18 protein-coding genes and 2 riboswitches are annotated in these 25427 nt (G+C 69.7%); of the genes, 8 read left to right on the top strand and 10 right to left on the bottom strand.

Annotated features, from left to right (window positions below; translation table 11 throughout):
- Positions 1 to 75 precede the first annotated feature (75 nt).
- Positions 76 to 993 carry a MerR family transcriptional regulator gene (locus PCA76_RS14080; protein ID WP_272618356.1) on the top strand — a complete coding sequence of 306 codons (918 nt, stop codon included), beginning with the start codon at positions 76 to 78 and terminating at the stop codon, positions 991 to 993.
- Here PCA76_RS14080 and PCA76_RS14075 read toward each other — a convergent pair.
- The gene (locus PCA76_RS14075; protein WP_272619376.1) at positions 990 to 1985 is read right to left on the bottom strand and encodes a ribonucleotide-diphosphate reductase subunit beta; all 996 of its coding nucleotides are present in this window, start codon (positions 1983 to 1985) and stop codon (positions 990 to 992) included. The genes PCA76_RS14080 and PCA76_RS14075 overlap by 4 nt on opposite strands.
- Before the next feature lie 50 nt (positions 1986 to 2035).
- Complete coding sequence (locus PCA76_RS14070) at positions 2036 to 4354, bottom strand: ribonucleoside-diphosphate reductase subunit alpha (RefSeq protein ID WP_272619374.1); 2319 nt, start codon at positions 4352 to 4354, stop codon at positions 2036 to 2038.
- Positions 4355 to 4548: 194 nt separating this feature from the next.
- A riboswitch (cobalamin riboswitch) is annotated at positions 4549 to 4765 on the bottom strand.
- A gap of 430 nt (positions 4766 to 5195) precedes the next feature.
- Between PCA76_RS14070 and PCA76_RS14065 the strand changes: the two genes are divergently transcribed.
- Positions 5196 to 6593 carry an enolase C-terminal domain-like protein gene (locus PCA76_RS14065; RefSeq protein ID WP_272618354.1) on the top strand — a complete coding sequence of 466 codons (1398 nt, stop codon included), beginning with the start codon at positions 5196 to 5198 and terminating at the stop codon, positions 6591 to 6593.
- 7 nt (positions 6594 to 6600) lie between these two features.
- Positions 6601 to 7323, top strand: a complete 723-nt coding sequence (locus tag PCA76_RS14060) for a FadR/GntR family transcriptional regulator (RefSeq protein WP_272618353.1) — start codon at positions 6601 to 6603, stop codon at positions 7321 to 7323.
- A gap of 10 nt (positions 7324 to 7333) precedes the next feature.
- Here PCA76_RS14060 and PCA76_RS14055 read toward each other — a convergent pair whose 3' ends face one another.
- The 5 genes from PCA76_RS14055 to PCA76_RS14035 form a co-directional block, all read right to left on the bottom strand.
- Positions 7334 to 7627 (bottom strand): hypothetical protein, encoded by a 294-nt coding sequence (locus PCA76_RS14055; RefSeq protein WP_272618351.1) that lies wholly within the window; start codon positions 7625 to 7627, stop codon positions 7334 to 7336.
- Positions 7624 to 8442: an ATP-binding cassette domain-containing protein gene (locus tag PCA76_RS14050; protein WP_272618349.1), complete on the bottom strand. Its 819-nt coding sequence runs from the start codon at positions 8440 to 8442 to the stop codon at positions 7624 to 7626. Before PCA76_RS14050 ends, PCA76_RS14055 begins: the two co-directional genes overlap by 4 nt.
- Positions 8442 to 9494 (bottom strand): ABC transporter substrate-binding protein, encoded by a 1053-nt coding sequence (locus tag PCA76_RS14045; protein WP_272618347.1) that lies wholly within the window; start codon positions 9492 to 9494, stop codon positions 8442 to 8444. Before PCA76_RS14045 ends, PCA76_RS14050 begins: the two co-directional genes overlap by 1 nt.
- Positions 9495 to 9534: 40 nt before the next feature.
- Positions 9535 to 10542: an ABC transporter permease gene (locus PCA76_RS14040; RefSeq protein WP_272618345.1), complete on the bottom strand. Its 1008-nt coding sequence runs from the start codon at positions 10540 to 10542 to the stop codon at positions 9535 to 9537.
- Between the two features lie 321 nt (positions 10543 to 10863).
- Positions 10864 to 11742, bottom strand: coding sequence for an amidohydrolase family protein (locus PCA76_RS14035; protein ID WP_272618343.1), 879 nt, complete (start codon positions 11740 to 11742; stop codon positions 10864 to 10866).
- Positions 11743 to 12015: 273 nt separating this feature from the next.
- Positions 12016 to 12161, top strand: a riboswitch (cobalamin riboswitch).
- A gap of 35 nt (positions 12162 to 12196) precedes the next feature.
- On the opposite strand from PCA76_RS14035, the gene PCA76_RS14030 reads away from it, so the two are divergent.
- From PCA76_RS14030 to PCA76_RS14020, 3 genes are read left to right on the top strand one after another with little or no spacing between them, the layout of a single operon-like run.
- On the top strand, positions 12197 to 12400 hold the full coding sequence (locus tag PCA76_RS14030) for a CbtB domain-containing protein (RefSeq protein WP_124822026.1): 204 nt from the start codon (positions 12197 to 12199) through the stop codon (positions 12398 to 12400).
- The gene (locus PCA76_RS14025) at positions 12391 to 13161 is read left to right on the top strand and encodes a CbtA family protein (RefSeq protein WP_272618338.1); all 771 of its coding nucleotides are present in this window, start codon (positions 12391 to 12393) and stop codon (positions 13159 to 13161) included. Before PCA76_RS14030 ends, PCA76_RS14025 begins: the two co-directional genes overlap by 10 nt.
- Positions 13158 to 13754 (top strand): histidine phosphatase family protein, encoded by a 597-nt coding sequence (locus PCA76_RS14020; protein WP_272618336.1) that lies wholly within the window; start codon positions 13158 to 13160, stop codon positions 13752 to 13754. Before PCA76_RS14025 ends, PCA76_RS14020 begins: the two co-directional genes overlap by 4 nt.
- A 238-nt stretch (positions 13755 to 13992) precedes the next feature.
- Here PCA76_RS14020 and PCA76_RS14015 read toward each other — a convergent pair whose 3' ends face one another.
- The 3 genes from PCA76_RS14015 to PCA76_RS14005 form a co-directional block, all read right to left on the bottom strand.
- Positions 13993 to 19605, bottom strand: a complete 5613-nt coding sequence (locus tag PCA76_RS14015) for a GH92 family glycosyl hydrolase (RefSeq protein ID WP_272618334.1) — start codon at positions 19603 to 19605, stop codon at positions 13993 to 13995.
- A gap of 125 nt (positions 19606 to 19730) precedes the next feature.
- Entirely contained in the window at positions 19731 to 20747 is a 1017-nt protein-coding gene (locus tag PCA76_RS14010) for a LacI family DNA-binding transcriptional regulator (RefSeq protein ID WP_272618332.1), read from the bottom strand.
- Between the two features lie 397 nt (positions 20748 to 21144).
- Positions 21145 to 22227, bottom strand: a complete 1083-nt coding sequence (locus PCA76_RS14005; RefSeq protein WP_272618330.1) for a glycoside hydrolase family 19 protein — start codon at positions 22225 to 22227, stop codon at positions 21145 to 21147.
- 475 nt (positions 22228 to 22702) lie between these two features.
- Here PCA76_RS14005 and PCA76_RS14000 point away from each other — a divergent pair, with 475 nt between their 5' ends.
- Positions 22703 to 23728, top strand: coding sequence for a polysaccharide deacetylase family protein (locus PCA76_RS14000; RefSeq protein ID WP_272618328.1), 1026 nt, complete (start codon positions 22703 to 22705; stop codon positions 23726 to 23728).
- A gap of 197 nt (positions 23729 to 23925) precedes the next feature.
- Positions 23926 to 25344 carry a WGR domain-containing protein gene (locus PCA76_RS13995; protein ID WP_272618326.1) on the top strand — a complete coding sequence of 473 codons (1419 nt, stop codon included), beginning with the start codon at positions 23926 to 23928 and terminating at the stop codon, positions 25342 to 25344.
- Positions 25345 to 25427: the final 83 nt, after the last annotated feature.

Raw genomic sequence — 25427 nt, 5'->3', positions numbered from 1 at the left:
ACGAAACGGCGGCCGTGCCACCGCGACGATGAACACGTTGACCCGTACCCCAGGGTGCGGGTTTAGGGTCGCGGGATGCGGGTGGGTGAGCTGGCACGTCGGACCGGGACCACGGTCCGTGCACTGCGGTACTACGAGTCGGCCGGGCTGGTCGTGCCCCGGCGGCTGGGCAACGGCTACCGCGAGTACGACACGATCGCCGTGCGGTTGGTGGCACAGATTCGCGAGCTGATGGCGCTCGGCCTCACCGTCGAGGAGACCCGGCCGTTCGTGGAGTCGATCGCCGGTGGCTCCGAGGACACCGACGTGTGCGCGGCGGCGGTGGCCACGTACCGCAGCACCATCACCAACCTGCAGGAACGTATCGGCACGTTGACCGCCCAGCGGGACGCGCTGGATGCTCGCCTCGACGCGGCCGCGACCCAGGTCGTATCCGGCAGGCACGCACCAGGCGCCGACCCCGCCACGCTGGTCGGCACCAGATTGCCATCCCTGTCCTTCTACGGCACCGACGGCCGCCCGGTCGATCTCGGCGCGCTCGGCGCCGGGCGTAGCGTCATCTTCGTGTACCCGCTGACCGGGCGGCCGGGCGTCGACCTGCCCAACGGGCTGTTGGAGATCCACGGCGCCCAGGGCAGCACCGAGCAGGCCGCCTGGTTCCGCGACCACCACGCGGAACTCCGCGCGGCCGGCGCTGCCCGGGTGTACGGCCTGTCCGCGCAGTCGACCGGGTATCAGCGGGAACTCGCGCACCGGCTGCGGCTGCCCTACCCGCTGATCCCCGACCCGAGGCTGACCCTGGCCACCGCGCTGCACCTGCCGACCCGCACCGCCGGTGACATGACGCTGTACGAGCGGCTGACCCTCATCATCGCCGGCGGCGAGGTGGAACACGTCTTCCACCCGATCCCGGAGCCGGCGTCGCACCCCCTGCACGTCATGCGGTGGCTCACCAAGCGACGCCAGGACTCCGGATCGGTCAGCCCTTCCTAGAAGTCGTCGTCGAAGGCGACAGTGCCGGTCACCCCGACCTGGTACGCCGACACCCGCCGCTCGAAGAAGTTGGACAGCTCCTGCACGTCCTGCAACTCCATGAAACCGAACGGGTTGCTCGACCCGTAGTGCGGCGCGATGCCCAGTTGGATGAGACGGCGATCGGCGACGTGCTGGAGGTACTCCCGCATGTCGGTCAACGTCAGACCGGGCACGCCGTGGCCCAACAGGTCCTCGGCGAACTGCACCTCACACTCGACGGCCTCGGTGAGCATCTGGCGAACCTGGTCGGCGAGGTCGTCGTCGAACAGGTCCGGCTCCTCGCCGCGGACGGTGTCGACGACGTCGAACGCGAACGCCATGTGCATGGACTCGTCGCGGAACACCCAGTTGGTGCCGGAGGCCAGGCCGTGCAGCAGGCCACGGGAGCGCAGGAAGTAGACGTACGCGAAGGCGCCGTAGAAGAACAACCCCTCGATGCAGGCGGCGAAACAGATCAGATTCAGCAGGAACGTGCGGCGGTTCTCCCGGGACCGCAGCTCCCGCAGGTCGTTCAAGGAGTCGATCCAGCGGAAGCAGAACTCGGCCTTGCGACGGATCGAGGGGATGTTCTCGATGGCGGCGAAGGCGGCGAACCGCTCTGTCTCGTCGGGCACGTACGTGTCGAGCAGGTTCAGGTAGAACTGGACGTGCACGGCCTCCTCGAACAGCTGCCGGGACAGGTAGAGGCGACCCTCGGGGCTGTTGACGTGCTGGTAGAGGTTGAGCACCAGGTTGTTGGCGACGATCGTGTCGCCGGTGGCGAAGAACGCCACCAGCCGGCTGACCAGGTGTCGCTCGGCCGGCGACAGCTTGTCGAGGTCGGCGAGGTCGGCGTGCAGGTCGACCTCCTCGACCGTCCAGGTGTTGCGGATGGCGTCACGGAACCGGTCGAAGAAGTGCGGGTAGCGCATCGGGCGGAGGGTGAGGTCCATCCCGGGATCGAGCAGCATGTGCGTGGTCCTCGTGTCGGCGGTGCTGGCGTCGGGGGTGGTGGTGGCGGTCACTGGCAGGCCTCGCACGACTCGGGGTTCTCCAGCGAGCAGGCCAACGCCTCGGCGCCGGTCGCCACCGGCGCGACAACCGTGACGGTGGCCTGCTGGATCCGCGTGGCGGGGCGTGAGCGCAGGTAGTAGGTGGATTTCAGCCCGGCCTTCCAGGCGTACAGGTACATCGAGGAGAGCTTGCCGATGGTCGGTGCGGCCAGGAACAGGTTCAGCGACTGAGACTGGTCGATGAACGGGGCGCGGGCGGCGGCCATGTCGATCAGCGCCCGCTGCGGCAGCTCCCACGCGGTGCGGAACAACTCCCGGACTCCGGCCGGCAGTTCCGCGATGTCCTGCACCGACCCCTCGGCCCGCTTGATCGCCGACCGGACCCGGTCGGTCCACAGACCACGGGCCTTCAGCTCGCGTACCAGAGCGGTGTTGACCTGGAGGAATTCCCCCGACAGGGTCTCGCGCTTGAACAGGTTGGACACCTGCGGCTCGATGCACTCGTAGCACCCGGCGATCGAGGCGATGGTCGCGGTCGGTGCGACCGCCACCAACAGCGAGTTACGCAGCCCGTACGCCTCGACCCGCTCCCGCAGGGCGGCCCAGCGCGCGGTCTGCGTACCCTCGACGCCCCACAGGTCGGGTTGCAACTGACCCCGCGCGGCCCGGGTCTGCCCGTACGCCGGGTGCGCGCCGACGCGGCGCGCCAGGTCGGCGGAGGTCTCCAGCGCGGTCAGGTACAGCTCCTCGCTGATCCGCGTGGACAGTTCCCGCGCCGCCGGGGAGTCGAACGGCAGCCGCAGCGCGAAGAACACGTCCTGCAGGCCCATGAGCCCGAGCCCGACCGGCCGCCAGCGGGGGTTGCTCGCCGCCGCCTGCGGGGTCGGGTAGTAGTTGATGTCGATGACCCGGTCGAGGAACGTCACCGCGGTACGGACCGTGGTGCGCAGCCGCTCCCAGTCGATGCCGCCGTCGCCGAGGTGGGCGGCGAGGTTCACCGAACCCAGGTTGCACACGGCGGTCTCGGCGTCGCTGGACACCTCGACGATCTCGGTGCAGAGGTTGGACAGGTGCACCACGTTGCCCGGTTCGGCGGTCTGGTTGCACAGGCGGTTGGCGGCGTCCTTGAAGGTCATCCACCCGTTGCCGGTCTGGGCGAGGGTCCGCATCATCTTCCCGTACAGCTCCCGCGCCGGGACCTGCCGCACGTAGCGACCCTGCGTCTCGGCCTCCCGGTACGCGGTGTCGAACCGCTCCCCCCACAGGTCGGGCAGCTCGGGCACCTCGTGCGGGTCGAACAGCGACCACATCTCGTCGGCCTCGACCCGGCGCATGAACTCGTCCGGCACCCAGTTGGCCAGGTTCAGGTTGTGGGTACGCCGGGCGTCCTCGCCGGTGTTGTCCCGCAGCTGGAGGAACTCCTCGATGTCCGGGTGCCACGGCTCCAGGTAGACGCACGCCGCGCCCTTGCGCCGGCCGCCCTGGTTGACCGCGGCGACGCTCGCGTCCAGCGTGCGCAGCCACGGCACGATCCCGTTGGACTGCCCGTTGGTGCCGCGGATCAGCGCGCCCCGGGACCGGACCCGGGAGTACGCGATGCCGATGCCGCCAGCGAACTTGGACAGGTTGGCGACCTGGGCGTACCGCTGGTAGATCGAGTCCAGCTCGTCGCGCGGGGAGTCGACCAGGTAGCAGGAGGACATCTGGGTGTGCCGGGTACCGGAGTTGAACAATGTTGGTGAGCTGGGCAGGTAGGCCAGGCTGGACATCAGCCGGTAGAAGTGCACCGCCTCGTCCGCCGTGCGGGACAGGCCGCAGGCCACCCGCAGCAGCCAGTACTGCGGGGTCTCCAACACGAGTCGGCTGGTGGGGTGGCGCAGCAGGTAGCGGTCGTACACCGTGCGCAGGCCGAAGTACTCGAACCGGCGGTCGCCGTTCCGGTCGATGGCGTGGTCGAGGGTCGCGGCGTGTGCGGCGACGAACGCGGCGGTGTCGTCGCCGATCAGGCCCTCGGCGTGGCCGACCCGGATCGCCGCGCTGAACGAGGTGATGCCCTGCCGGCGCACCTCCTTGTCGACGTAGCCGGCCAACAGCCGGGCGGCGAGGCGGGAGTACTGCGGTTCCTCGCCGATCATCTCGGCCGCCGTCTGGATGGACAGCCGGTCCAGCTCCGCCGTCGTCGCGCCGTCGTACAGGCCGCTGATGGTGCGGGTGGCCACCCGCATCGGGTCGACGTCGGTCAGGTCGTCGGCCCACCGCTCGACCGCTCGGACGATCTTGTTCACGTCGACGGGTTCGGTGGCACCGTCGCGCTTGCGGACCTGCATCGGCGTACGCCGCAGGGTCGCGTCGCCGCTGGCCGGGACTACCTCGGTGACTGTCACCACTCACTCCTCGCGAGTTCGAGACCTGATGGTCCTCGGACGCGAGAAGACAGACACCGGCGGACGCACGCCATGCGGGCGTGGGTCAGGTGGCGTCAGCCGTCCCACGCGGCCTCGGACCGCCGCCCACCCGGGTGCGGGTGTGCGGCGCGCTGGCAGGTCTTCGGACTCGCGGGCACGACCGGAATCGCCGGTCTCCTACTGGCCGTCGCTTCCCAGGCCGATTGGTGGCCCAGTGCTGATGACGGCGGTCGTTCCCACTCACCGCTGCGGGACAGTCCCGGATTTCCACCGGGTTCCCTGTTGCCTCGACCGCCCCGGATGAGCGGCCGAACCAGCTGCGCTCGACACCATATATAGGGACGCAGCCGTTGTCACACCCCACATGTCGGTCTCGGGCGTGTCGGCGGCTGCTCGGTGAGCACCGTCACCAACTCGGCCGACCACGCCACGCCGACCGACGCCAGGCGCCAGAGAGGGCCCTCCACGCGGGTGTCGACAATCGACAAAGATTTGATGTATCGAGGCACCGGTGCCGCGCGCCGAGCCCCATATGTCGACGTCAGTGCGCACTGAATGAGGATGAACATCCAACCTCCGTGGCCCACGACCCCACCGCCGGCGGCCCGCCAACCGGCACGATGGGCGGCAAGGCGGATGGACCCACCGACCAAACATCCTATGTCTTTGGGCCTGCGGTGATCGACATCGTTGACGCACCGGAGCGGCCCTCCGTATACTCCCAGTGATCATCTGATCTTTAGCCTAGCCGGGCGAGGAGCGCATGCCGCAGATCACCGCCATCACCGTCGAAGACGTCCGCTTCCCCACCTCCCTGACCGCTGACGGGTCAGACGCCATGAACAAGGACGGCGACTATTCGGCGGCCTACGTCGTCCTGCACACCGACGGCGTCGACGGCGTGGGTGCGCCGCTCGCGGGGCACGGCCTGACCTTCACCATCGGTCGAGGCAACGACATCGTCGCGGCGGCGGCGGTCCACCAGGCGCAGCGCCTCGTGGGCCTGGACGTGGCGACGATGGCAGCGGACATGGGCGCGGTCTACCGCCTCCTCACCTCCGACTCGCAACTGCGGTGGCTCGGTCCGGAGAAGGGCGTCGTCCACCTGTCGTTGGCGGCCGTGTTGAACGCGTCGTGGGACCTGGTCGCCCGGCTCGCCGACAAGCCGCTGTGGCGGCTGCTCGTCGACATGTCCCCCGAGCAACTCGTCGACATCGCCGACCTGCGCTACCTGTCCGACGCGCTGACCCGCGACGAGGCGCTGGCCATCCTGCGGGCCAAGGAGGGCACGAAGGCCGCCCGCCTCGCCGAGCTCGACCGGACCGGCTACCCCGCCTACACCACCTCGGCGGGCTGGCTCGGCTACGGCGACGACAAGCTGCGCCGGCTGTGCCAGGAGGCGGTGGACACCGGCTACGGCTACGTCAAGCTCAAGGTGGGCGCCAACCTCGACGACGACATCCGCCGGTGCGCGATCGCCCGGGAGATCCTCGGGCCGGATCGCAACCTGATGATCGACGCCAATCAGGTGTGGGACGTCGGCCAGGCCATCGAGTGGGTCACCGCCCTCGCCCGGTTCAAGCCACTGTGGATCGAGGAGCCGACCAGCCCCGATGACATCCTGGGCCACGCGGCCGTCCGCCGTGCCATCGCTCCGATCGGCGTCGCCACCGGCGAGCACTGCCACAACCGGGTGATGTTCAAGCAGCTGTTCCAAGCCGAGGCCATCGACTTCTGCCAGTTGGACACCGGCAGGTTGGCCAGCATCAACGAGATCGTCGCCGTGCTGCTGCTCGCCGCGAAGTTCGACATCCCGGTGTGCCCACACGCCGGCGGTGTGGGGCTGTGCGAGATGGTCCAACACGTGTCGGTGCTCGACTACGTCGCGATCTCGGGGGACCTCACCGACCGGGTCACCGAGTTCGTCGACCACCTGCACGAGCACTTCACCGATCCGTGCATCATCCGGGACACCGGTTCCGGCAGCGGATACGTCCTGCCCAGCCAGCCCGGCTACTCCACCCGGATGCGCACCGAGTCGGTCGCGCTCTACCGGTTTCCCGACGGCCACTACTGGGCGGCGACAGACCCGACTACCGTGTCATCTCCGGAGGCGGCGTACGTGATCGCGGGTGGGAAGGCCACCCCCGCCGGCCGCTAGGGAGATCATGTCTCGCACTGACGAAGTGGTCAACGGCATCAAGCGGATGATCCTCGAAGGGCAGTTCAGGCCCGGGGACCGGTTGCCCATCGAGAAGGACCTCGCCGAGCAGCTCGGTGTCTCGCGGGGGTCCCTGCGCGAGGGGATGTCGGCCCTGTCGATCCTCGGCATCGTCAACATCCGCCAGGGCGACGGCACCTACGTCACCAACCTCGACGCGCCACAACTGCTGGCCCCGATGGGTTTCGTGGTGGACTTCCAGGGCCAGGGCGACCCCCGGCACATCCACACCGTTCGCCGTCTGCTGGAGTGCGAGGCCGCGCGGCTGGCGGCGACCAGGATCACCGACGAGGCGCTAGCGCAGGCGGGAGACCTGCTCGACGAGGCGGCTCGCATGATCGGCCAGTCACCGCAGGACCACGAGCGGATCATGGAAATCGACATCGCCTTTCACCGGATCATCGCCGTGCACGCCGAGAATCCGGTGCTCGTCGGCCTGATCGAAGCATTCGCCGGGCGCACCATCCGCGGCCGGCTGTGGCGGAGTCTGCACGAGGAGGGCGCGGACCTGCGAACCCATGACGAACACGTGGCGATCCTGAAGGCCCTCGTGGCGCGCGACCCGGAGCGGGCGCGCACCCGGATGGCCAACCACCTGATCGGCGTGGAGGAGTCGTTGCAGGGGTTACCCGACGACGCTGACGCGAGCACCGAGACGGCCCGGTCGTGACCGCCGACCCTCACGACTGCACGTCGAGCAGCCCCTCGTCGTACAACGCCGCCCAGAGCTGACCCGGGACGTCGACACGGGATCGGCGCAGGGTCTCGGTCACCTGGGCCTCGTCCCGCATGCCGACCACCGTCGACACCACGGCCGGGTGACGACGGACGAACGCCAACGCCGCCCGGGGCAGCGTGACGCCGTACGCCTGATCACCGAAGCCCAGTGGGCTCAGCCGCAGCGGCGACCGGACGGCGTTCGGGGTCGCCTGACGGGCGGGATCGCGCGCACCCCGCTGGACGACCGACGTCACCGCTCGTCCCGATCCGCGCTGGTGCTGCCGGTCATCGCCGCGACCAGGTCGTCGGTGGTGACCTCGTCGGCGCGGAGTTGGGCCGCTCGCCGACCGAGGCGCAGCACCTCCACCCGGTCGGCGATCTCGAGCACCTGAGGCATGTTGTGGCTCACCAGCACCACCGACATGCCGGCGTCACGGGCACGGCGAACGACGTCGAGCACCCGCCCGGTCTGGACCACACCCAGGGCCGCGGTGGGCTCGTCGAGGATGACCACGTTGGTCGCCCAGATGATGGCCCGGGCCACCGCCACGCACTGCCGCTGCCCGCCGGACAGCATCGCGATCGGCGTGGTGACCCGGGGGATCCGTACGCCCAACTCGTCCAGGGCGGCGGCGGCGCCCTGGCGCATGGCGCGCTTGTCCAACAGCCCGAGCCGACCGAGGGGTCCGGAGCGCAGGATCTCCCGGCCGAGATACAGGTTGGCGGCCACGCTGAGGTCGTCGGCGACGGCGAGATCCTGATAGACGGTCTCCACCCCCGCCCGTCGGGCATCGACCGGAGTGGAGAACCGGACCGGATGGCCGCCGACCCGGATCTCGCCCTCGTCGGGCGGATGCACACCGGACAGGGTCTTGATCAGCGTGCTCTTGCCGGCGCCGTTGTCACCGATCAGCGCGACGACCTCACCCCGGTGGACGGTGAAGTCGGCACCACGCAACGCCTCGACGTGCCCGAACCGCTTGACGATGCCGCGGGCTTCGAGGACCGGCGGTTCCGCGTCGGTGGGTCGCTGATCGCTGTCGGCGGTGGCCGTTGGAATGCCCCCCATCACTGCACCGGAGGGTTGGCGCAGCTGGGCTCGAGCACCGCCTTGATCTCCGCCGAGTCGATGTTCTCCTTGGTGACGAACGTGACGCCGGTGTCGGCCGAGGCCAGCGGGGCCTTGTCCCGAAGGTGCTTGACCATCTTGTCGACGCCGAAGTAGCCCATCTTGAACGGGTTCTGCACGACCAGCGCCGAGATCTGGCCGTTGCGCACCCCGGCGATCTCGTCCGGGGCCGCGTCCCAGCCGATGATGACCACCTTGCCGGACTTGCCGGCCGCCTGGATGGCCTGCGCCGCACCGAGCACGCTCGGCTCGTTGGCCGCGAAGACGCCGGCGAGTTTGGGGTTGGCGGTGAGGATGTTCTCGGTGACCCGGCGGGCCTCGTTGACGTCACTGCGGCTCGGCTGCTGGCCGACCAGCTTCAGGTTGGGGTACTGGGCGAGGCCGGACTTGAAGCCGTCGACCCGCTCGGTGTTGGTCTGCGATCCGGGCTGGAACTCGACGAGCGCCACCTCGTGGTTGCCGGGGCCGAGTTCGGTGGCGAGCAGCTTCGCCGCCTCGGTTGCCGAGGCACGGTTGTCGGTGGCGAAGAGGGGCACCGTCGACGGCTGCGGGCTGGTGCCGGAGTCGATCATGGCGACCGGGATGTTGGCACCGAGCGCCTGGTCGGTCGCCGGTGCCAGCGCGCTGGAGTCGGTCGCCGCGTAGACGATGCCGTCGACCTTCTTGGTGACGAAGTTCTGGATCAGGTTGACCTGGCCCTCGACGTCGGTCTCGGTGGTCACCCCGTCCCACTGGACGGTGACGTCCCCCGCGCGCTGCGCGGCGCACTCCGCGCCCGCCTTGACCGTGTTCCAGTAGTCGGCCCCGACCGCCTTGGGTACGACGGCGAGCTTCAACGGGCCGCTCGCGTCCTTGGTCGCGCCGTCGCCGCCGTCACGAACCTCGACCCCGCCGCAGGCGCCGAGCAGAGCGGTGGCCGCGGCCGCGGCCAGGATCGCCTGGGCGCGCACGAGTCGTCCTCGCGTCCGCCGGCTGGTGGTGGTGTGTGCCATGGTGTGTGTCCTTCCTCGTTCGGACTCTCGGAATGGCATGTCAACCCCGTGATTCCAGCCGTCGGCGGCGGTACTGGTCGAAGTAGACGGCGGCCCAGATGATCACGCCGACGATCACCTGCTGGTAGTGGATGCTGATGTCGAGCAGGACGGCGCCGTTGCGGACCAGGGCGATGAGGAACGCGCCGATGATGGTTCCGACGATCCGGCCCTGCCCGCCGAACAGGCTGGCACCGCCGATGACCGCGGCGGCGATGACGTCGAGCTCCAGCGAGATGCCGTAGTTGGGCTGGCCGGAGTTGACCCGGGACGCGGCGATCATGCCGCCCAGCCCGACCAGCACGCCGGCCAGCACGTACACCCCGGTCAGGTGCCGCCCCACCCGGATGCCGGAGCGGCGGGCCGCCTCCAGATTGGAGCCCATCGCGTAGGTGTACTGACCGAAGCGGGTCTGGGAGAGCAGGAAGGCGACCCCGACGGCGACCAGGACGGTGATCACCACGGCGAACGGAATGCCGAGGATCTCCCCGTTGCCGAGCAGTTGGAAGGATCGGGGCAGGCCGTAGACGCCGACCGCTCCGGTGATGATGAAGACGAGGCCGCGGCCCACGGACATCGTCCCCAACGTCGCGATGAACGGCGGAATCCGGGCCACCGTCACCAGCAGCCCGTTCAACAGCCCGGCCAGCGCGCCGACGCCGATCGCGACCGCCGTCGCCGCCCAGAGTGGGAAGCCGAGGTCCCGTACGACCATCGCGCCCAACACGCCGGCGAGCGCGGCCACCGACCCCACGGACAGGTCGATGCCCTTCGTGATGATGACCATCGTCTGGGCCGTGGCGATGATGGCGATCACCGCTGTCTGGGCCCCGATGTTGAAGAGGTTGTCCGCTGTCAGGAAGTAGGGACTCGCGAAGGTCAGGGCGATGAACAGGACGACCAATGCGGTAGCGGCGGTGAACTCGGAGAGGGCGTGGGAAATTCGTTCCCGGAACCAGTCGCTGAGTTCGCCGCGCTGCGTGCCGGCGGTTGCCTCGGCGCTACTCATCGTCGGACCTGACCTCCCCAAGCGCAGCGCCGGCGTCCGACGGGGACCCGCCGACGAGCCGAACGCCTGTGGGCGACCGACCCCGCTCGGATGGCAGTGCGGCTAGGTGCCCACGCAACCCTCGGAGATAGGTCTGATGTTTCCCACGATCAGGCGTTACCTTGCCACGCATTCACGTAGGTTGCCAAGGTCTTGCGAGCATGTTTTGCCATCGTTACCGGCACCACCGAAGGCATACGTCTGACCAAACCGTCATCGACTGCCGTCTCTAGCATGTTATCGATAACACGCTATGTCCCCAGCTCGGAAGCCGCTGCCTCGTCAGGACCGGGCCAGCCGGTACACCCGGCCGGCGGTCTGGTGCCAGATCGCCGCCCGCTCGTCCACGGACAGCGAATCCAGCAGGTCACCGAGGACCGAGACCCAGCGGGTGTACGAGGTGGCGAGCAGGCAGACCGGCCAGTCCGAGCCGAACATCAGCCGATCCGGTCCGAACACGTCGAGGGCGTGCTCGACAGCGGGCCGCAGGTCGGCCGCCGTCCAGGACCCGCCGTCCACCTCGGTCACCAGGCCGGAGAGCTTCGCCGTGGTGTTGGGCTCGGCCGCGAGCGCCCGCAGTTCGCGGCGCCAGTCACCGAGATCGGCGCGCCCGAGCGAGGGCTTGCCGAGGTGGTCGAGGACGAACCGCACCTGGGGCAGGTCGTGGACGAGCCGGGCGGCCGCGGGCAGCTGACGAGGACGCACCAAAAGGTCGAAGGCGAGGCCAGCGGCACCGACCGCGGCGATGCCCCGCCGCACGTCGGGGCGGTCGAGATAGGTCGGGTCGGGCTCGGACTGGACCAGGTGGCGGATTCCGACCAGCCGTTCGCCGCCCCGCGCCTTCCGTAGTCGGTCGAGGCGGCGGCCAACGTCGGCGGCGGTGAGGTCGACCCAGCCGACGACCCCGGCGACGAGTGGGTCGTCGGCCGCGATGCCGAGCAGCTCGGGCGTCTCGGACCGGACGGCGACGGACTGCACGACCACGGTCCGGGTGACCCCGGCGGCCCGGGCCGCCGGGGCGAGCTCGACCGGCGTGAAGTCGTCGTCGATCGCGGCCATGGTGTGCGGATCGATCCAGGGCTGTGGGTGCCGTGCCCGGACCCAGAGGTGATGATGCGCGTCGACGATGCCCGGTCGCCGCGCGACCTCGTCCGTCGTCACCGGACCCGTCCTGTCGTGTATTTCGTCCACCCCACACCCCGCCCAGCCACTGATCGAACCCCCGGGTCGACCCGGAGCCACAGAGCCGATCTGGCAAGTTGACCATGTTAGCGGTAACAGACTGTTGCTGAGCCGCGGAACGCGCGCCGCGACCAGCTTCCGACACTGTCACCTTTTGGTCTGACGAATCCGCCGGCACCCTGTGGCTGGTCCGGCTCGTTGACCGACCGAGGGGGCCGCGTTCGGGGCGCGGGGTCCGGGTTGACCGCCTGAGGCGGCACCGATACCGTCGACCCACTATCTGCGGCGACGCGAGGGAAGCCGGTGTGAATCCGGCGCGGTCGCGCCACTGTGAGCGGTTCCCCAAACACAACCGGGGGCCGCGAGCCAGGACGCTCGGTCGTCCGCAGCCTTGCGATGGGGACGCGTCATCCCTGGGGAGGTTCGTGTATTCATGTCTAGCTCCGCTTCCAGCCAGCCGGTGGTGCACCCCGCTGGCAGTGCCCGTCTCCTGTGGACGGCTCTGGCGACCGTTGCCGTGCTCACCCTGCTGGCCTACCTCGTCGCCTTCGACCAGGGGGCGGTGTCGCGCAGTGGGATGTACCTGCACGAGCTGATGCACGACGGCAGGCACCTGCTGGGCGTCCCGTGCCACTGAACACCACCACCGCTCCCCCGTTCGTCGCCGTCCTCGTCCGCGGGCTGCTCGCCGGCCTGATCGCCGGCCTGCTCGCCGGGGCGTTCGCGTACGTCGCTGGCGAACCGCACGTCGAGGCGGCCATCGCCATCGAGGAGGCGGCGACGCACGCCGAGCCCGCCGCTGGTGCGCACGATCACGAGGACGCCCTGGTCGGCCGGACGGGTCAGCGCGGCGGCCTGTTCCTGGCCACCAGCCTGTTCGGGGCCGCGATGGGTGGCCTTCTGGCCACGGCGTACGTCCTGCTGTCCCGTCGGCGGCGCGGCGACGACGACGGGCGGTCGGGCCTGCTGCTGGCCGGCGCGGCGCTGCTCGGCGCGGTGATCGTGCCGTTCCTCAAGTACCCGGCGAACCCACCGGCGGTCGGCGACCCGGCCACCATCAACCAACGGACCATCACCTACCTGTTGATGGTGGTGCTCGGGCTGGTGGCCGTGTGGGCCGGCTCGCTGGGCTACCGGTCGGTCGGCGCCCAGGCGCCGCCGTGGCTGCGTGCCGCAGCGGCCGTCGGCGGATTCCTCCTGGTCACCGCAGTGTCGTACGTGGTGATGCCGTCCTTCCAGGAGGTTCCGGCGGACTTCCCCGCCACCCTGCTGTGGAATTTCCGACTGGCCTCGCTCGGCACCCAGGTGGTGCTCTGGACCGGCATCGGCCTGCTGTTCGCGGCCCTGATGCACCACGAGCGGCGTCGCCGGGCCGCCACCGCGCTACCGAGCACGTGACCGGCACCAGCCTCCGGCTGGTCGCCCACGGTCACACCGCAGCTCTGCGCCGGGCCCGCTTCGGCGGGACCGACGACGGCCTGGACGAGGGTGGCCTGCGTGCCGCCCTCGCCCAGGCCCACGCGGATCCGGACCGGCGTGGGCACCTCGGGGTGAACGACACCTGCCTGTCCAGCCCTGCGGCGGCGGCCCGGCAGACCGCCGACGCCTTCGGCCTGCTGCCGACGATCGAGACGGCGTTGGCCGACTGTGACTACGGCGACTGGTCCGGACGGTCGCTCGAGGAAATCGCCGGCACTCACCCGCAGGCGCTGCACGACTGGCTGTCCGCACCGGACTCCGCGCCGCACGGCGGTGAGTCCGTCACGGCCGTGCGGGATCGGGTCGGTAGCTGGCTGGACGAGCAGGGCGGCGTCGGTCGACGCGTCATCGCGGTCACCCACCCGCTGGTGATCCGGGTCGCGGTCGTGCACGCCCTCGGTCTGCCGATGGCGACGTACCGGCAGCTGGACGTGGAGCCGTTGGCGATCGTCCGGCTCACCAGTCAGGGCACGCGCTGGCAGCTCCGCCTGGGCCCGCCGCCGGCAGGTTGAGGTCACGCTCCGCGCCCAGATGGTCCTCGCCGCCGGCGCGCCGGGGCCCGGGGTCGGCAGGGCACCACGGCCGGTCAGCCCACGCGGGTGTGGACCAGTGCGGCGGCGCGGCGTCCCGAGTCGAGCAGCGCGTGGTCGGCCATGGCAGACGACGCTAACAGTGGGCTGCACGACAAGCGCGTGGGGCGGGCCGTGATCACGGCCCGCCCCACGCGGCTGCGCTGTCCCCGGCTCGGTGCTAGCCGGTGACGGTGAACGGTCGGGACACCTTCGTCGCCGACGTGGCGCCGTTCAGCGTGACGCTGGTCGCGCCCGCCTTCGCCGCACCCGGAACGCTGACCGTCGCCCCGGAGATGACGCCGTCACCATTCGCGCGCACGGTGCTCACCGCGAGGCCGTTACCGAAGGCGATCGTGACCGCCTCGTTCGGCACGAACCCGGAACCGTCGACCGTGATCGACGTACCGCGCGGCCCCGAGGTGGTCGTCAGCGCCACCCGCGGCCGGTAGGTCGGCGCCTGCGCCTGCTCGGTCACCTGGACGGTGGCCGTGGCCGGTGTACGCGAGGACGCGCCCGTCGCGGTGACGGCGTACCGGCCGGGTTGCGCGTCACCGGAGGTCGGCACCGAGGCGCGGACCGTTCCCGTCGCGGAGGCCGCGACCTTCATGGTCCGGCCCGGGTCGGTGCCGACGCTGACGGTCACCTGTTCGCCGGCGGCGAAGCCGCTGCCGTCGACGGTGATCGCGCCACCGGTGGTGACGGTGCCGGACGCGGACAGCGCGATCGCCGGCTGCGATCCGCCCCGGGCCACGGTCACGGTGAATGCCCTGGTGCTGCTCGACAGCGTGTCCCACGCGGTGACGTGGACCGTGTAGGTGCCCTCCCGCGCGTAGGTGTGCTGCCCGCTCATCGCACCGGACGAACCGATCGTGACGTCCTCCGGAGCCGAGCCGTCACCCCACTGGACGCGGGCGCGGTAACCCGTCGGGCCGGGAACGCCGCCGGTCACCGCACCGAGGTTCGCCGCGAGGGCCTGCCCGGCGGTGGTGGTCTGGTCCTTCGGTGCGACGGTCGCCAGCGCCGGGGCGGGCGTGCCGTCGTTGGCGACGGCGAACACGTGGATCCGACCCGCCGAGCGAGGGTCACCGGTCTGCGTCGGCAGGGTCACCGACACCAGCGTCTTGCCCGCCGGGATCTGGTACGGCGCGCTGGCGAAGAGGAACGGCTGGGCGCCGTCCCGGCTCGTGCCCTGCAACCGGTACGCCGTCCTGGCAACGACGACGTTGCCGTAGGACGGGGTGCCGTTGGCGTTGCCGCCCAGCGTCCAGTCGCTCATCTGGATCGGGATGCTGGCCGTGCTGCCGTCGCTGAACGTCGCCGTGCCGGTGGTGCTCTGGTTGCCCTGCGTTCCGGCGCCGATGAACGAGATGCTCTTGGCGTCGTCCGGAAGGTCGAGAGCGACCGTCGCACCGTTGCCGGTGGCGTTGTCCGGCTGCCCGGCAGGGATCACCGGCAGCGTGAACTGCAGCGCCGTTCCGGGAACCTGCTGCCGCTGACCCTGGATCGCGCCGCCGGCCGCCAGGGCGGCCCGCGAGTACGCCCACGACTTGGCGTCGCAGTCCGCCGCGAGGACCCCTTCGTCACCGATGCAGACGGTGTCGAACGCAGCGGTGAGACCGGAACTCGGGGCGTACGCCACCTCGACGCCGACCGTCGCGGAGCTCTGGCTGTCGCCGTCGGTCACCGTGACGTTCGCCTGGTGGTAGCCCGGCGTGGCGTAGGTGTGTGACCCACCGATGCTGTAGACGGCCCGCGAGCTCAGCGTCACAGTTCCCGCGGTGACCGGCGTGCCGTCACCCCAGTCGATCGTGGCCTGGTAACCGTCGGCGGTGCCGCCGGTTACGGAGGCCAGCGGCACCGAGACCGGAACGCCGGAGGTCGCGTGCACGCTGCCCGCGGCGGTCACCGTGATATCGCCACCCCCGAGGTCGAGGTCACCTCCGGCGAGCAACTCGATCTCGGCGATGGTGGTCTGCGCGGCGCCGACCGTCTTCGTCACGGCGAGGCGGAACTGCGCGAACCGTCCCGGCTTGTCGATCGTGTACGGGCGGGTCTGGTTGCGCCACGGGAACACCTGGTCCTTGCGGGAGTCCACGGTGGTCCAGGTCAGGCCGTCGTTGGAGCCCTGCACCCGCCACTCCGCCGGATCGCCCGCACTGGCACCGGACGTCACGGTGTAGTACTTCGGCTTCTGCTTCCCGCCACGGAACGCCCAGTTGATCTGCGGGGTCGCCGAGGTGAAGGTCAGCTGCGTGGTCGACGAGTCGTCGAACAGCTTCGACGCGTCCTGGCCGCCAGTGGCGGTCGCGGTGCCGAGGCCGGGGCCGGTGGTGTCCTGCAACGGCTTCGGTGCCTCGTCACCCTTGGTCAGCGACGGCGGCGCGTCGTTCTTGCCGCTGCCCCACGACGACGGGTTGGGGCCCATCTGGAAGTCGATGGTGCCGCCCTTGGCGAGCGCGGACACATCCAGGGACAGGCTGCGCTGCTTCTTGCCGTTGACCAACACGCCCTGCACGTAGACGTTGCGCGTGCTGTTGCTCGGCGCGTTGACGACGATGTCGCCGCTGCGACGGTGCACGGTCATCTTGGTGAACTGCGGCGAGCCGATGGCCCACTCGGACGAGCCGGCCTGCAGAGGGTAGATGCCCAGCGAGCTGAGGACATACCACGACGACATCTCGCCGTTGTCCTCGTCGCCCAGGTAGCCCTGGCCGATCTCGCTGCCGACGTAGAGGCGCCGCAGGATCTCCCGTACCGCCGCCTGCGTCTTGGCCGGCGCGCCGGCGACGTTGTACATGTACGGGATGTGGTGCGACGGCTGGTTGCTCATACCGAGCTGGCCCATCCGCACCGCGCGCGCTTCGACCATCTCGTGGATGACGCCGCCGTAGCCGCCGGGGCGGTCGGCGTTCTCCGGCGTGGAGAAGAACGCGTCGAGCTTGTCCCGCAGCGCCTTCTGCCCGCCGTACAGGTTGGCGAGGCCCTGGCCGTCCTGCTGCGCGGTGAAGGCGAAGTTCCACCCGTTGGTCTCGGTGTAGACGCCACCCCAGTCCAGCGGGTCACCGGCGAGGAAATTACCGGCGGCGTCCCGACCCTGGAAGAGCTTCGTCTTCGGGTCGAACAGGTGGACGTAGTTGCGGGCGCGCTCCAGGAAGTAGCGCGACTCCTCCTTGAGCCGGTCGCGCTGGGACTTCGGCGTGGCCGGGTCCTTGGCGAGCGCCGCACCCATGTTGCCGATGCCGTAGTCGTTGATGTAGCCCTCCAGCGCCCAGGACACCGACTCCCCTGTGGACGTCGGCGTGTAGCCGAGGAACAGGGAACTCTCGATGCCCTTGCGCCCGACCGCGCTGCGCCCGGACGCGACGGTGGCGTCCTTGACGGCCGCGTCGTACGCCGCGAGCGGGTCGGGCAGCTTGACCCCACTGAGGTACGCCTGGGCCAGGGCCACGTTCGCGCTGGTGCCGGTCATCAGGTCGGCGTAGCCGGGGGACGACCAGCGGGCGATCCAGCCACCGTCGCGATAGTGCTGGACGAACCCGTCGGAGATCTTGGCGGCGATGTCCGGGTACAGCAGCGCGTAGGCGGGCCACACGGTGCGGTAGGTGTCCCAGAAGCCGTTGTTGACGTAGATCTGACCGTCGACGATCTTCGCGCCGGTGTGGGTGGGGGTCGACGCGCCGGTCGGAGCCGAGACCGGGCTCGCGTACTGCCAGCGCGGGGAGGCGGCGGTGCCGGTGTTCTCCGACTGCGAGTTCGGGTAGAGGTTCAGCCGGTACAGGTTCGAGTACATCGTGACCAGCTGCGACTCGGTGGCACCCCGCACCTCGACCCGGCCGAGCCGGTCCTTCCACTCGGCCGTCGCGGCGGCGCGGATCTGGTCGAAGCTCTTGCCGGTGACCTCCAGATCGAGGTTCCGGCGCGCCTGGTCGACGGAGAGGAACGACGTCGCGAGGCGCATCGTCACCTCCCGGCTCGCGGAGATGTCGAAGGTGACGGACGTCGCGGCGGACGTCGTCGGCGCCCGGTCGAAGGCACCGGACACGAACATGCGACTACGACCGGCCGACAGGCCGCTTCCGTTGTCGACCCAGCCGGTGAATCTGCCGTCCGCGCCGATGGTGAACGTGCCGTTGTGGAAGACGAGGCTTCCGGTCGCCTGCCCGGTCGGGAAGGTGAACCGCATGATTCCGGCGTGGTCGGTGGGTGACATCTCCGCGATCAGGCCGTTCTGCAGCGTGACCCGGTAGAGGTCCGGCTGTGCCGTCTCGTCGTCATGGCTGAAAGCGAGTGCGCGGCTGGCGGGATCACCGGTGCGGGACCCGTCGCCGACGACCGGCATGACCGACATCTGGTTGCGGTCACCCATCCATGGGCTCGGCTCGTGGGAGATCGCGAGGCCCTGCAGCATGGGCAGGTTGGCCTCGTTGTTGATCCGGTGGTACTCGTACTCCCAGGAGTCGGAGTTCGCGTCGGTCACCGGAGTGAAGAAGTTGAAGCCGTTCGGCACCGCCGTGATCGGCAGGTTGTTGCCGCGCGAGAAACCGGCCGTCGAGTTGGTGCCGCGTCGGGTGTCGACGTAGTTGGTCAGCTTCGAGCCGTCGATCGACGCCGGCGAGGCCTCCAACTCGATGTCGTCGAGCCAGCCCTGGAACCGGGTCTCCTCGGTGGCCTGCGGGTCGTCGTACGCGAGCAGGACGCGGTCGATCGTCTTGCCGCGCGCGACGGTGCCGAGGTCGGCCTGCACCAGGTTCCACTGGTCGGCGAAGAGCACCTTCGAGGCACCCTGACCGGCGCCCGTGAGCAGGTAGCCGTGCTGGTCGACGGGCGAGCGCCCACTCAGGTAGCTGCCGTCGGTGAAGTGCAGGTCGACGGCGGCGTAGGTGGACGGGTAGCGGGCGTCCCCACCGGTGTACTCAGGGAAGATCTTGTACGACAGTCGGGTCTTCGGCCCGACCGGGATGTTGACGTCGAACAGCTTGTTGGTCCCGTACGAGCGGCCGTTGCCCTCGGCGCCGCCGGAGTACCGCAGCGCGGCCAGTCCGGTGAACCCGGCGTCCGGCTTCGTGGTGTAGCCGCCGTTCGGGCCGGCGGTGGCTTCGCTGACCATGGGGGTGGCTGGCGGGCGGACGTTCGAGCCGTCGCTGATGTTCCAGTCGGCGAGCTGCACGAGCGTGTCACCGGAGTTCGCAGTGACGTTCAGCCGGTAGTAGCCGTAGGCGGTCGTGTTGGTGAAGCTGTACTTGTTGGTCGCGAAGCGTCCGCTGAACTTCTCGCCGGTGCGCTTGTCCAGGTCGGTCCACGTGCTGCCGTCGTTCGACCCCTGCACGACGAAGTCCTTGGGGTCCCGGGTCGGTGCGTCGTTGGCCGCGGTCAGCGAGTAGCGCACCACCGTCGCGGGCTTGGCGAGCTGGTAGGTCACCCAGCCGGCCGGCTCGAACATGAGCCACTTGGTCGACGGATCGTCGTCCTTGAGGTTCGCGGCGATCTCTCGGGGCGGGTACTCGGCGCTCGCGGTCACCGTGCTGACCTGGGAGAGCAGGCTGCCGGCAAGGGTGCTGACCGTGCCGCTCAGGTTCGCCTGTACCGGCTTTCCGTTCGCCCCAACCTCCACGGTGCTGGTGGCGGGTTGCGGGTCGGCGGTCTCGAACGAGGAGCTGAAGTTGCCCGGCGTTGCCGTGGCGGCGGCATTTGCCAGGGGCGCTGCGACGAGCAGCCCCAGCGGTAGCAGGACGGCCGTTGTCGCCGCGATCAGGCGGGGCGACAGGGATCGCGCAAGGGGGGTATGCGACATGAGGGACGGGGCCTTTCGACCAAGTTGGAGGGTCGCGCCCTGACATCGTTGTCATAAGACTTCGCGATCAACGAGAGCCGGGGCGAGGAACTGTCGCTGATAGTTCCGGGCGGACCACGGGCGTGTCAACGTGTTGATCGCAGCGAAACCGAGAGCCGCCCCGGCGCGGTGCTCTGACGGACGACAAGTTCCGGCACCAGTAACTCCTGCCGCGACGCCCGCACTCCCTCAGCCCGGCCGACCCGCGTCAGCAAGGACTCCAGGCTGCGCCTGCCGAGCTCGGCGAAGTCCTGCCGTACCGAGGTGAGGGGCGGCAGGAAGTATCCGCCGTCCGGTGCGCCGTCGAAGCCCACGACGCTGACATCGCCCGGGATTCGTCGACCTGCCTCGTGCAGCGCTCGCATGACACCGAGGGCGAGTTGGTCGCTGGCACAGAAGACAGCCGTGACGGACGGATCGCGGACCAGGCGCCTGCCCTGCTCGTATCCGGCGTGGGCGCTCCAGTCGCCCGGCACCGTCGGAGGTACGGGCACGGCGGCGGCACGGAGCGCGTCCCGCCAACCGCTGGCCCGGTCGGCCGCCTCGGGCCAGTCGGGTGGGCCCGAGACATGATGGACGGTCGGGTGGCCCAGATCGAGCAGGTGCTGCGTGGCCAGCCGGGCCCCGGCGACGTTGTCGATCCGCACGCTCGGGACCGCCTCGCTGTAGCCTCCGCCGACAGTCACACAGGCCAGCCTGGCCGACACCTCGCCGATCGCATCGGCCATGGAGGCCTTCGGCGCGATGGCGATGATCCCCTCGACCGACTGACGACTCAGCCAGTCGACCGCGTCGAGCACCGAGCGGCGGTCAAGGTAACGGACGCTGGCGACGCTGACGAAGTAGCCCGCAGACCTGGCGGCGCCCTCGATCGAGCACAACATCGACGTCGGCCCGTACAGCGGGCTCTCGTAGCCCAGGACCCCGAGCGTGCCGGACCGGCGGGTGACCAACGCGCGAGCCGCCAGGTTCCGCTGGTAGTCCAGTGCCCGGACCGCCGCCAACACCCGCTGCCGAGTGCCGTCCGCGACGTGCGGATGCCCGTTGACGACCCGCGAGACCGTCTGGGCGGACACCCCCGCCAACTCCGCGACATCACGCATGATCGAACGACCTGACGGGCTGGCACCGTCACCGCGCGACGGGTCGGACGACTCCGGCTGCGGGCCACCCACTGCCGTACGACCATCGTTCCCGATCACACCCTGCCCTCCCGTTCGGGTAGGCCCTGCGACACATCCCCCGCCTAAGGCGCTCTCCGGGCATTGGACAACCGGGTCACCTGGCCTCTGAGAATGAACTCCGAAAACGTTTTCGGCAATGCCCTCAGAGAGATTCTCCAGTCAACAGCAGGCCCGCGATCACGCACGGCCGCCCGGAAGCTTGCGAAAAGTTTTCGGGGGTGGTCCGGGGCTGACGTCACCCGGGCACCGCCCCACCACGGGCGGGCTGCCGGGCCTCGACTCCACTCAGCGACGTGCGCCGAGGCCCGGCCGCGCGTCAGCAGTAGAGATTGGCTCCGGCGGGCACGCCGAGGATGCCGACGAACTGCTGGTACCTGGTGACGCGACTCTGCACCTGGGCGGGGTTTCCGCCGTTGCACTCGATCGAGCCGTTGATGCTGCGGATCGTCTCACCGAACCCGGCGCCGCCGACCATCGCATTGTGGGCGGTCATGCTGCCCGGCCCATTCTGGGTCATCCAATACCAGATCCCGGTCTTCCAGGCCACCGCGGCATCGGTCTGCACCAGCCACGGGTTGGTCAGCAGTGGCAGATTGAGGGCGATGCCAGCGGCGTTGTAGTTGAAGTTCCAGCTGAGCTGGATCGGCCCGCGCCCGTAGTAGGCAGCCTGCCCCGCGGGACAGCCGTAGGGCTGGCCGTAGTCGCAGTAGTGCGGATAGTTCGCGGTGTTCTGCTCGACCACGTGCACGAGCCCGCCGGTCTCGTGGTACACGTTCGCCAGGAAGGCCGCGGCCTCCTGCCGCTGGACGGTGGCACTGCCGGTCCTCGCGAACGCCGAGTAGGCGCTGAGTGCGGCGACGAGCCCGGAGTACGTGTAGAAGGAATTGCGACCCGGGAACATCTGGTTGAACTGGGCTTCAGTGACCACGAAGCCTCCCGGGTTGGTGGGCGGCGGGCTGGTGGGGGGTTGGCCGCCGCAGGTGTACGGCTCCCAGTACCAGGTGCTCACGATGGGGTCGTAGCCGGGATTGTCGTGCTCGGCGACGTAGTACAGGCCGTTGGTGTAGCGCACGATCGCCCCGGCGGTGTACCAGGTCCCGGCGACCCAGTTCGGGTGGTTGCAGGCCCCCCCGGTGGGCGGCGGCGTCGTGCCTCCTCCGCACGCTCCAAGATCCTCCCAGACGCCGGTCGTACCCGGCGGCGCCTCGTTCTGGGTCCACCACTTCGCTTGGTAGTTGCGGCCGTTGTGCGAGACCTGGCCACCTCCCCAGTAGACAGCCGAGGCTTGCCACGATGCCGAACAGGCCGCCGCCGATGCGGCGGTCGACGGGATGACCGCAACCAACCCGCTGGCGACGACCAGGGCCGCCAGTGCGACCAGCGCGCGCAGTCTCGTCATGTGATCACTCCTTCCTGGACCTCACTGGCCGAGAACTCGGCCGGATATCGATGGAGGCGACTGTAACACCTTCTGTTCACACTCTTTACTATTGAGGAGATCTCGCCCCCTCCCCCGTCGGCCGACTGTCGCGTCCGGCCTCGAATCGCCGCCGGTAGTTCCGGCGGGTTTCCGGATCATGCCGCGCGGAGCTGCCTCGATCGGGTGGATCGGTCTTGGTTTCGGGAGACTCGTTCAGCTCGACGACACCGCCTGAGCGCGGAGTGCGACCTCGCCCGCCGGCCCATCTTGTTCCGGAGCGCTTCCGGAACTTGTTGACGTGCCAGAAATCTCGCTGCAATACTCCGATCCATTGAGGTCAATGCAATCGACTTCGTGACGTCTTCGGTTTGACCTCCCTACTCACCCACACCTGCCCGGACCGTGCTGCCCGCATATCGGGGTCGCGTCCGGGCCTCGCGAGAAGGGGCATCAGATGAGCAAGGTCCCCCCCGGCACGGCCCAGCGGTCGAGGCGGTTGCGCGCGTTACTGGCCGTCCTCAGCACCGCCGTTGCGATGTGCGGCATCGTCCTCGCGGCCACCTCGACCCCGTCGAGCGCCGCCACCTGCAACGGTTACGTCGGCCTCACCTTCGACGACGGCCCGACCGGCAGCACCAGCGCGCTACTGAACGTGCTGCGCGCCAACGGCGTACGGGCCACGATGTTCAACGTCGGGCAGAACGTGCAGAGCAACCAGTCGGCGGCCCAGGCGCAGGTGGCCGCCGGCATGTGGGTCGCCAACCACAGCTGGAACCACGCCCACATGACCTCGATGAGCCAGGCTCAGATGCAGTCCGACCTGTCGCAGACCAGTTCGGCGATCCAATCGGCCACCGGCAGCCGGCCGCAACTGTTCCGGCCGCCGTATGGAGAGACCAACTCGACTCTTCAGTCCGTCGCCTCTTCGCTCGGCATGCGCCAGGTGATCTGGGATGTGGACTCACAGGACTGGAACGGCGCCAGCGTCAGCCAGATCGTGTCCAACGCGAGCCGCCTCCAGGCCGGTCAGGTCATCCTCATGCACGACGGGATCCAGAACACCCGTGACGCGATCCCCCAGATCATGGCCAACCTGACCAGCCGCAACCTGTGTCCCGGAATGATCTCGCCGTCCACCGGCCGCGCGGTCGCGCCCGACGGCACCACCCCGCCGCCCAGCACTGGCACCCCGCCCCCCGCCGGTGGCAACTGCACCGCGGCGGCGACGACCACCAACGTCTGGGGCGATCGGTACAACACGTCGGTGACGGTCAGCGGCGCCAGCACGTGGACCGTGGTCGTGGCCATCACCGCACCGCAGCGGGTCTCCACCATCTGGAACGGCAGCGCCACCTGGGACAGCAGCGGCAACGTGATGACCGTGCGGTCCAATGGCAGCGGCAGCACCTTCGGCTTCACCACGATGACCAACGGCAACAGCAGCGGGCGTCCGCAGATCCGCTCCTGCACAGCGGGCTGACACCACACTGACCGACTCGCTGCCGGCGGGTGCCCGGCGTTCCCCTTGCCCGGGCACCCGCCCCACATGAGGAATTCGTCGTCCAGATCCAGGCTGACCGGCGGGAACCGGTTGTGTCGGGGGCCGCCGTTAACGTGTGGTCACTGTCGCCGCGCCGGTCACGTCAGGCCGGTCGCTGACCCCCTCGGAGGCCCCTCATGTCCCAGGAGACGACCTACCTCGAACTGTCCGAAGTGGACGGTGCGCACAAGTTCTACGAGGTCATCGTCGACAACGCCACGCTGACCGTGCGCTACGGCCGGATCGGCGACCAGGGGCAGGTCAAGGCGAACGCCTATCCGGACAACGCCCGGGCGCGGGCCGCCGCGGCGAAGAAGATCGGGGAAAAGGTCCGCAAGGGATATGCGCCCGCGGTCGCTGGCGTCCGGCAGAAGCGCACCGTCTCCCGGCGGCAGATCGTCAGCACCCGCTCCACCGCCCGCACCGCCCCGGTGCTCTGGCGCTACGACTCCGGCGCCCCCGCCTTCGGCATCTTCGTCGACGGGGAGCACTGCATGGTCGGCAACGAGCACGGAGTGATCACCACCCTCGACCACGACGCCCAGGTGCGCAGTCAGGTCCGCCTTCCCGACGGGGTGAAGTGCATCGTCGCCGACGACGCCTGGATCTACGCCGGCTGCGATGACGGCAACGTCTACGACCTCTCCGGCAAGGTGCCCCGAGTGGCATACACGATCGCCCCGGAAATCGACATCTACTGGCTGGACATCCACGACGGCGTTCTGGGCGTCTCGGACGCCGACGGCGGGATCACCGCCGTCGACCACGAGGACGAGTTCCTGTGGCGCCGGCCCGGGCGGGGGCGCTCGGCCTGGATGGTGCGGTGCGACACCGACGCCGTCTACCACGGCCACTCGCAGGGGGTGACCGGCTACGAGTGGCGTACCGGCCGCGAGCTGTGGCACACCAGAACCGGTTCGGTGCTCTTCGGCTGGCAGGAGCACGGCAGTGTGTTCGCCGGGACTGGCACCCGCGAGGTGGTACGCCTGTCCAAGGCGGGTCGGCTCGAACGCAGCTACCTGTGCGACGCCCCGGTCTTCTCCTGCGCCACCGCGGAAGGCGGTCGGTACGTCTTCGCCGGTGACAGCCAGTCCTCGATCTACTGCTTCGATGCGGCGGGCACCCGGCTGTGGAAGCTGGGCACCGGCTGCGGCTCGGCATACTCCATGCAATACCACGACGACCGGCTCTACGTCGTCACCACCGGCGGCCACCTGGCCTGCATCGACGCGAGCGAGCCGGCGATCCGTGCGGCCCAGGTCGGGGATGTGCCCCAGGTGCGCGACATCAAGGCCCCCCGACAGGCCCCACGACCCGTGGAGCCGACGATCGTCGAGGTGACCAGCGATTCGGGCGCAGGCGTGGTGGTGCAGTGCCTGGACGATCGGGGGCGGTTGCGGGTTCAGGTGCTGTCCGACGGCTACCGGCGCGACTGGTCGGTGCAGTTTCCCAAGGGGATCCGCGAGCCGGGCGCCCGCTATCTGGTGACCGAGGTCCGCGAGTCCGGCCGTGGCGGTTTCTACCGGGCGTTCGGCGACATCCGCCGCCTGCGCTGACCCCGATCGCTGACCCGCAATCGTCAGCCGGACGGCCTTTGCCGGGCCGCCGGTGGGGCACGCCCGTGTCGTAGGGTGCCGAC

It is taken from the genome of Micromonospora sp. LH3U1 (assembly GCF_028475105.1).
Lineage (GTDB): Bacteria > Actinomycetota > Actinomycetes > Mycobacteriales > Micromonosporaceae > Micromonospora.
The sequence above is the reverse complement of the archived record's forward strand: the minus strand, read 5'-3'. Positions and strand labels throughout refer to the sequence as shown.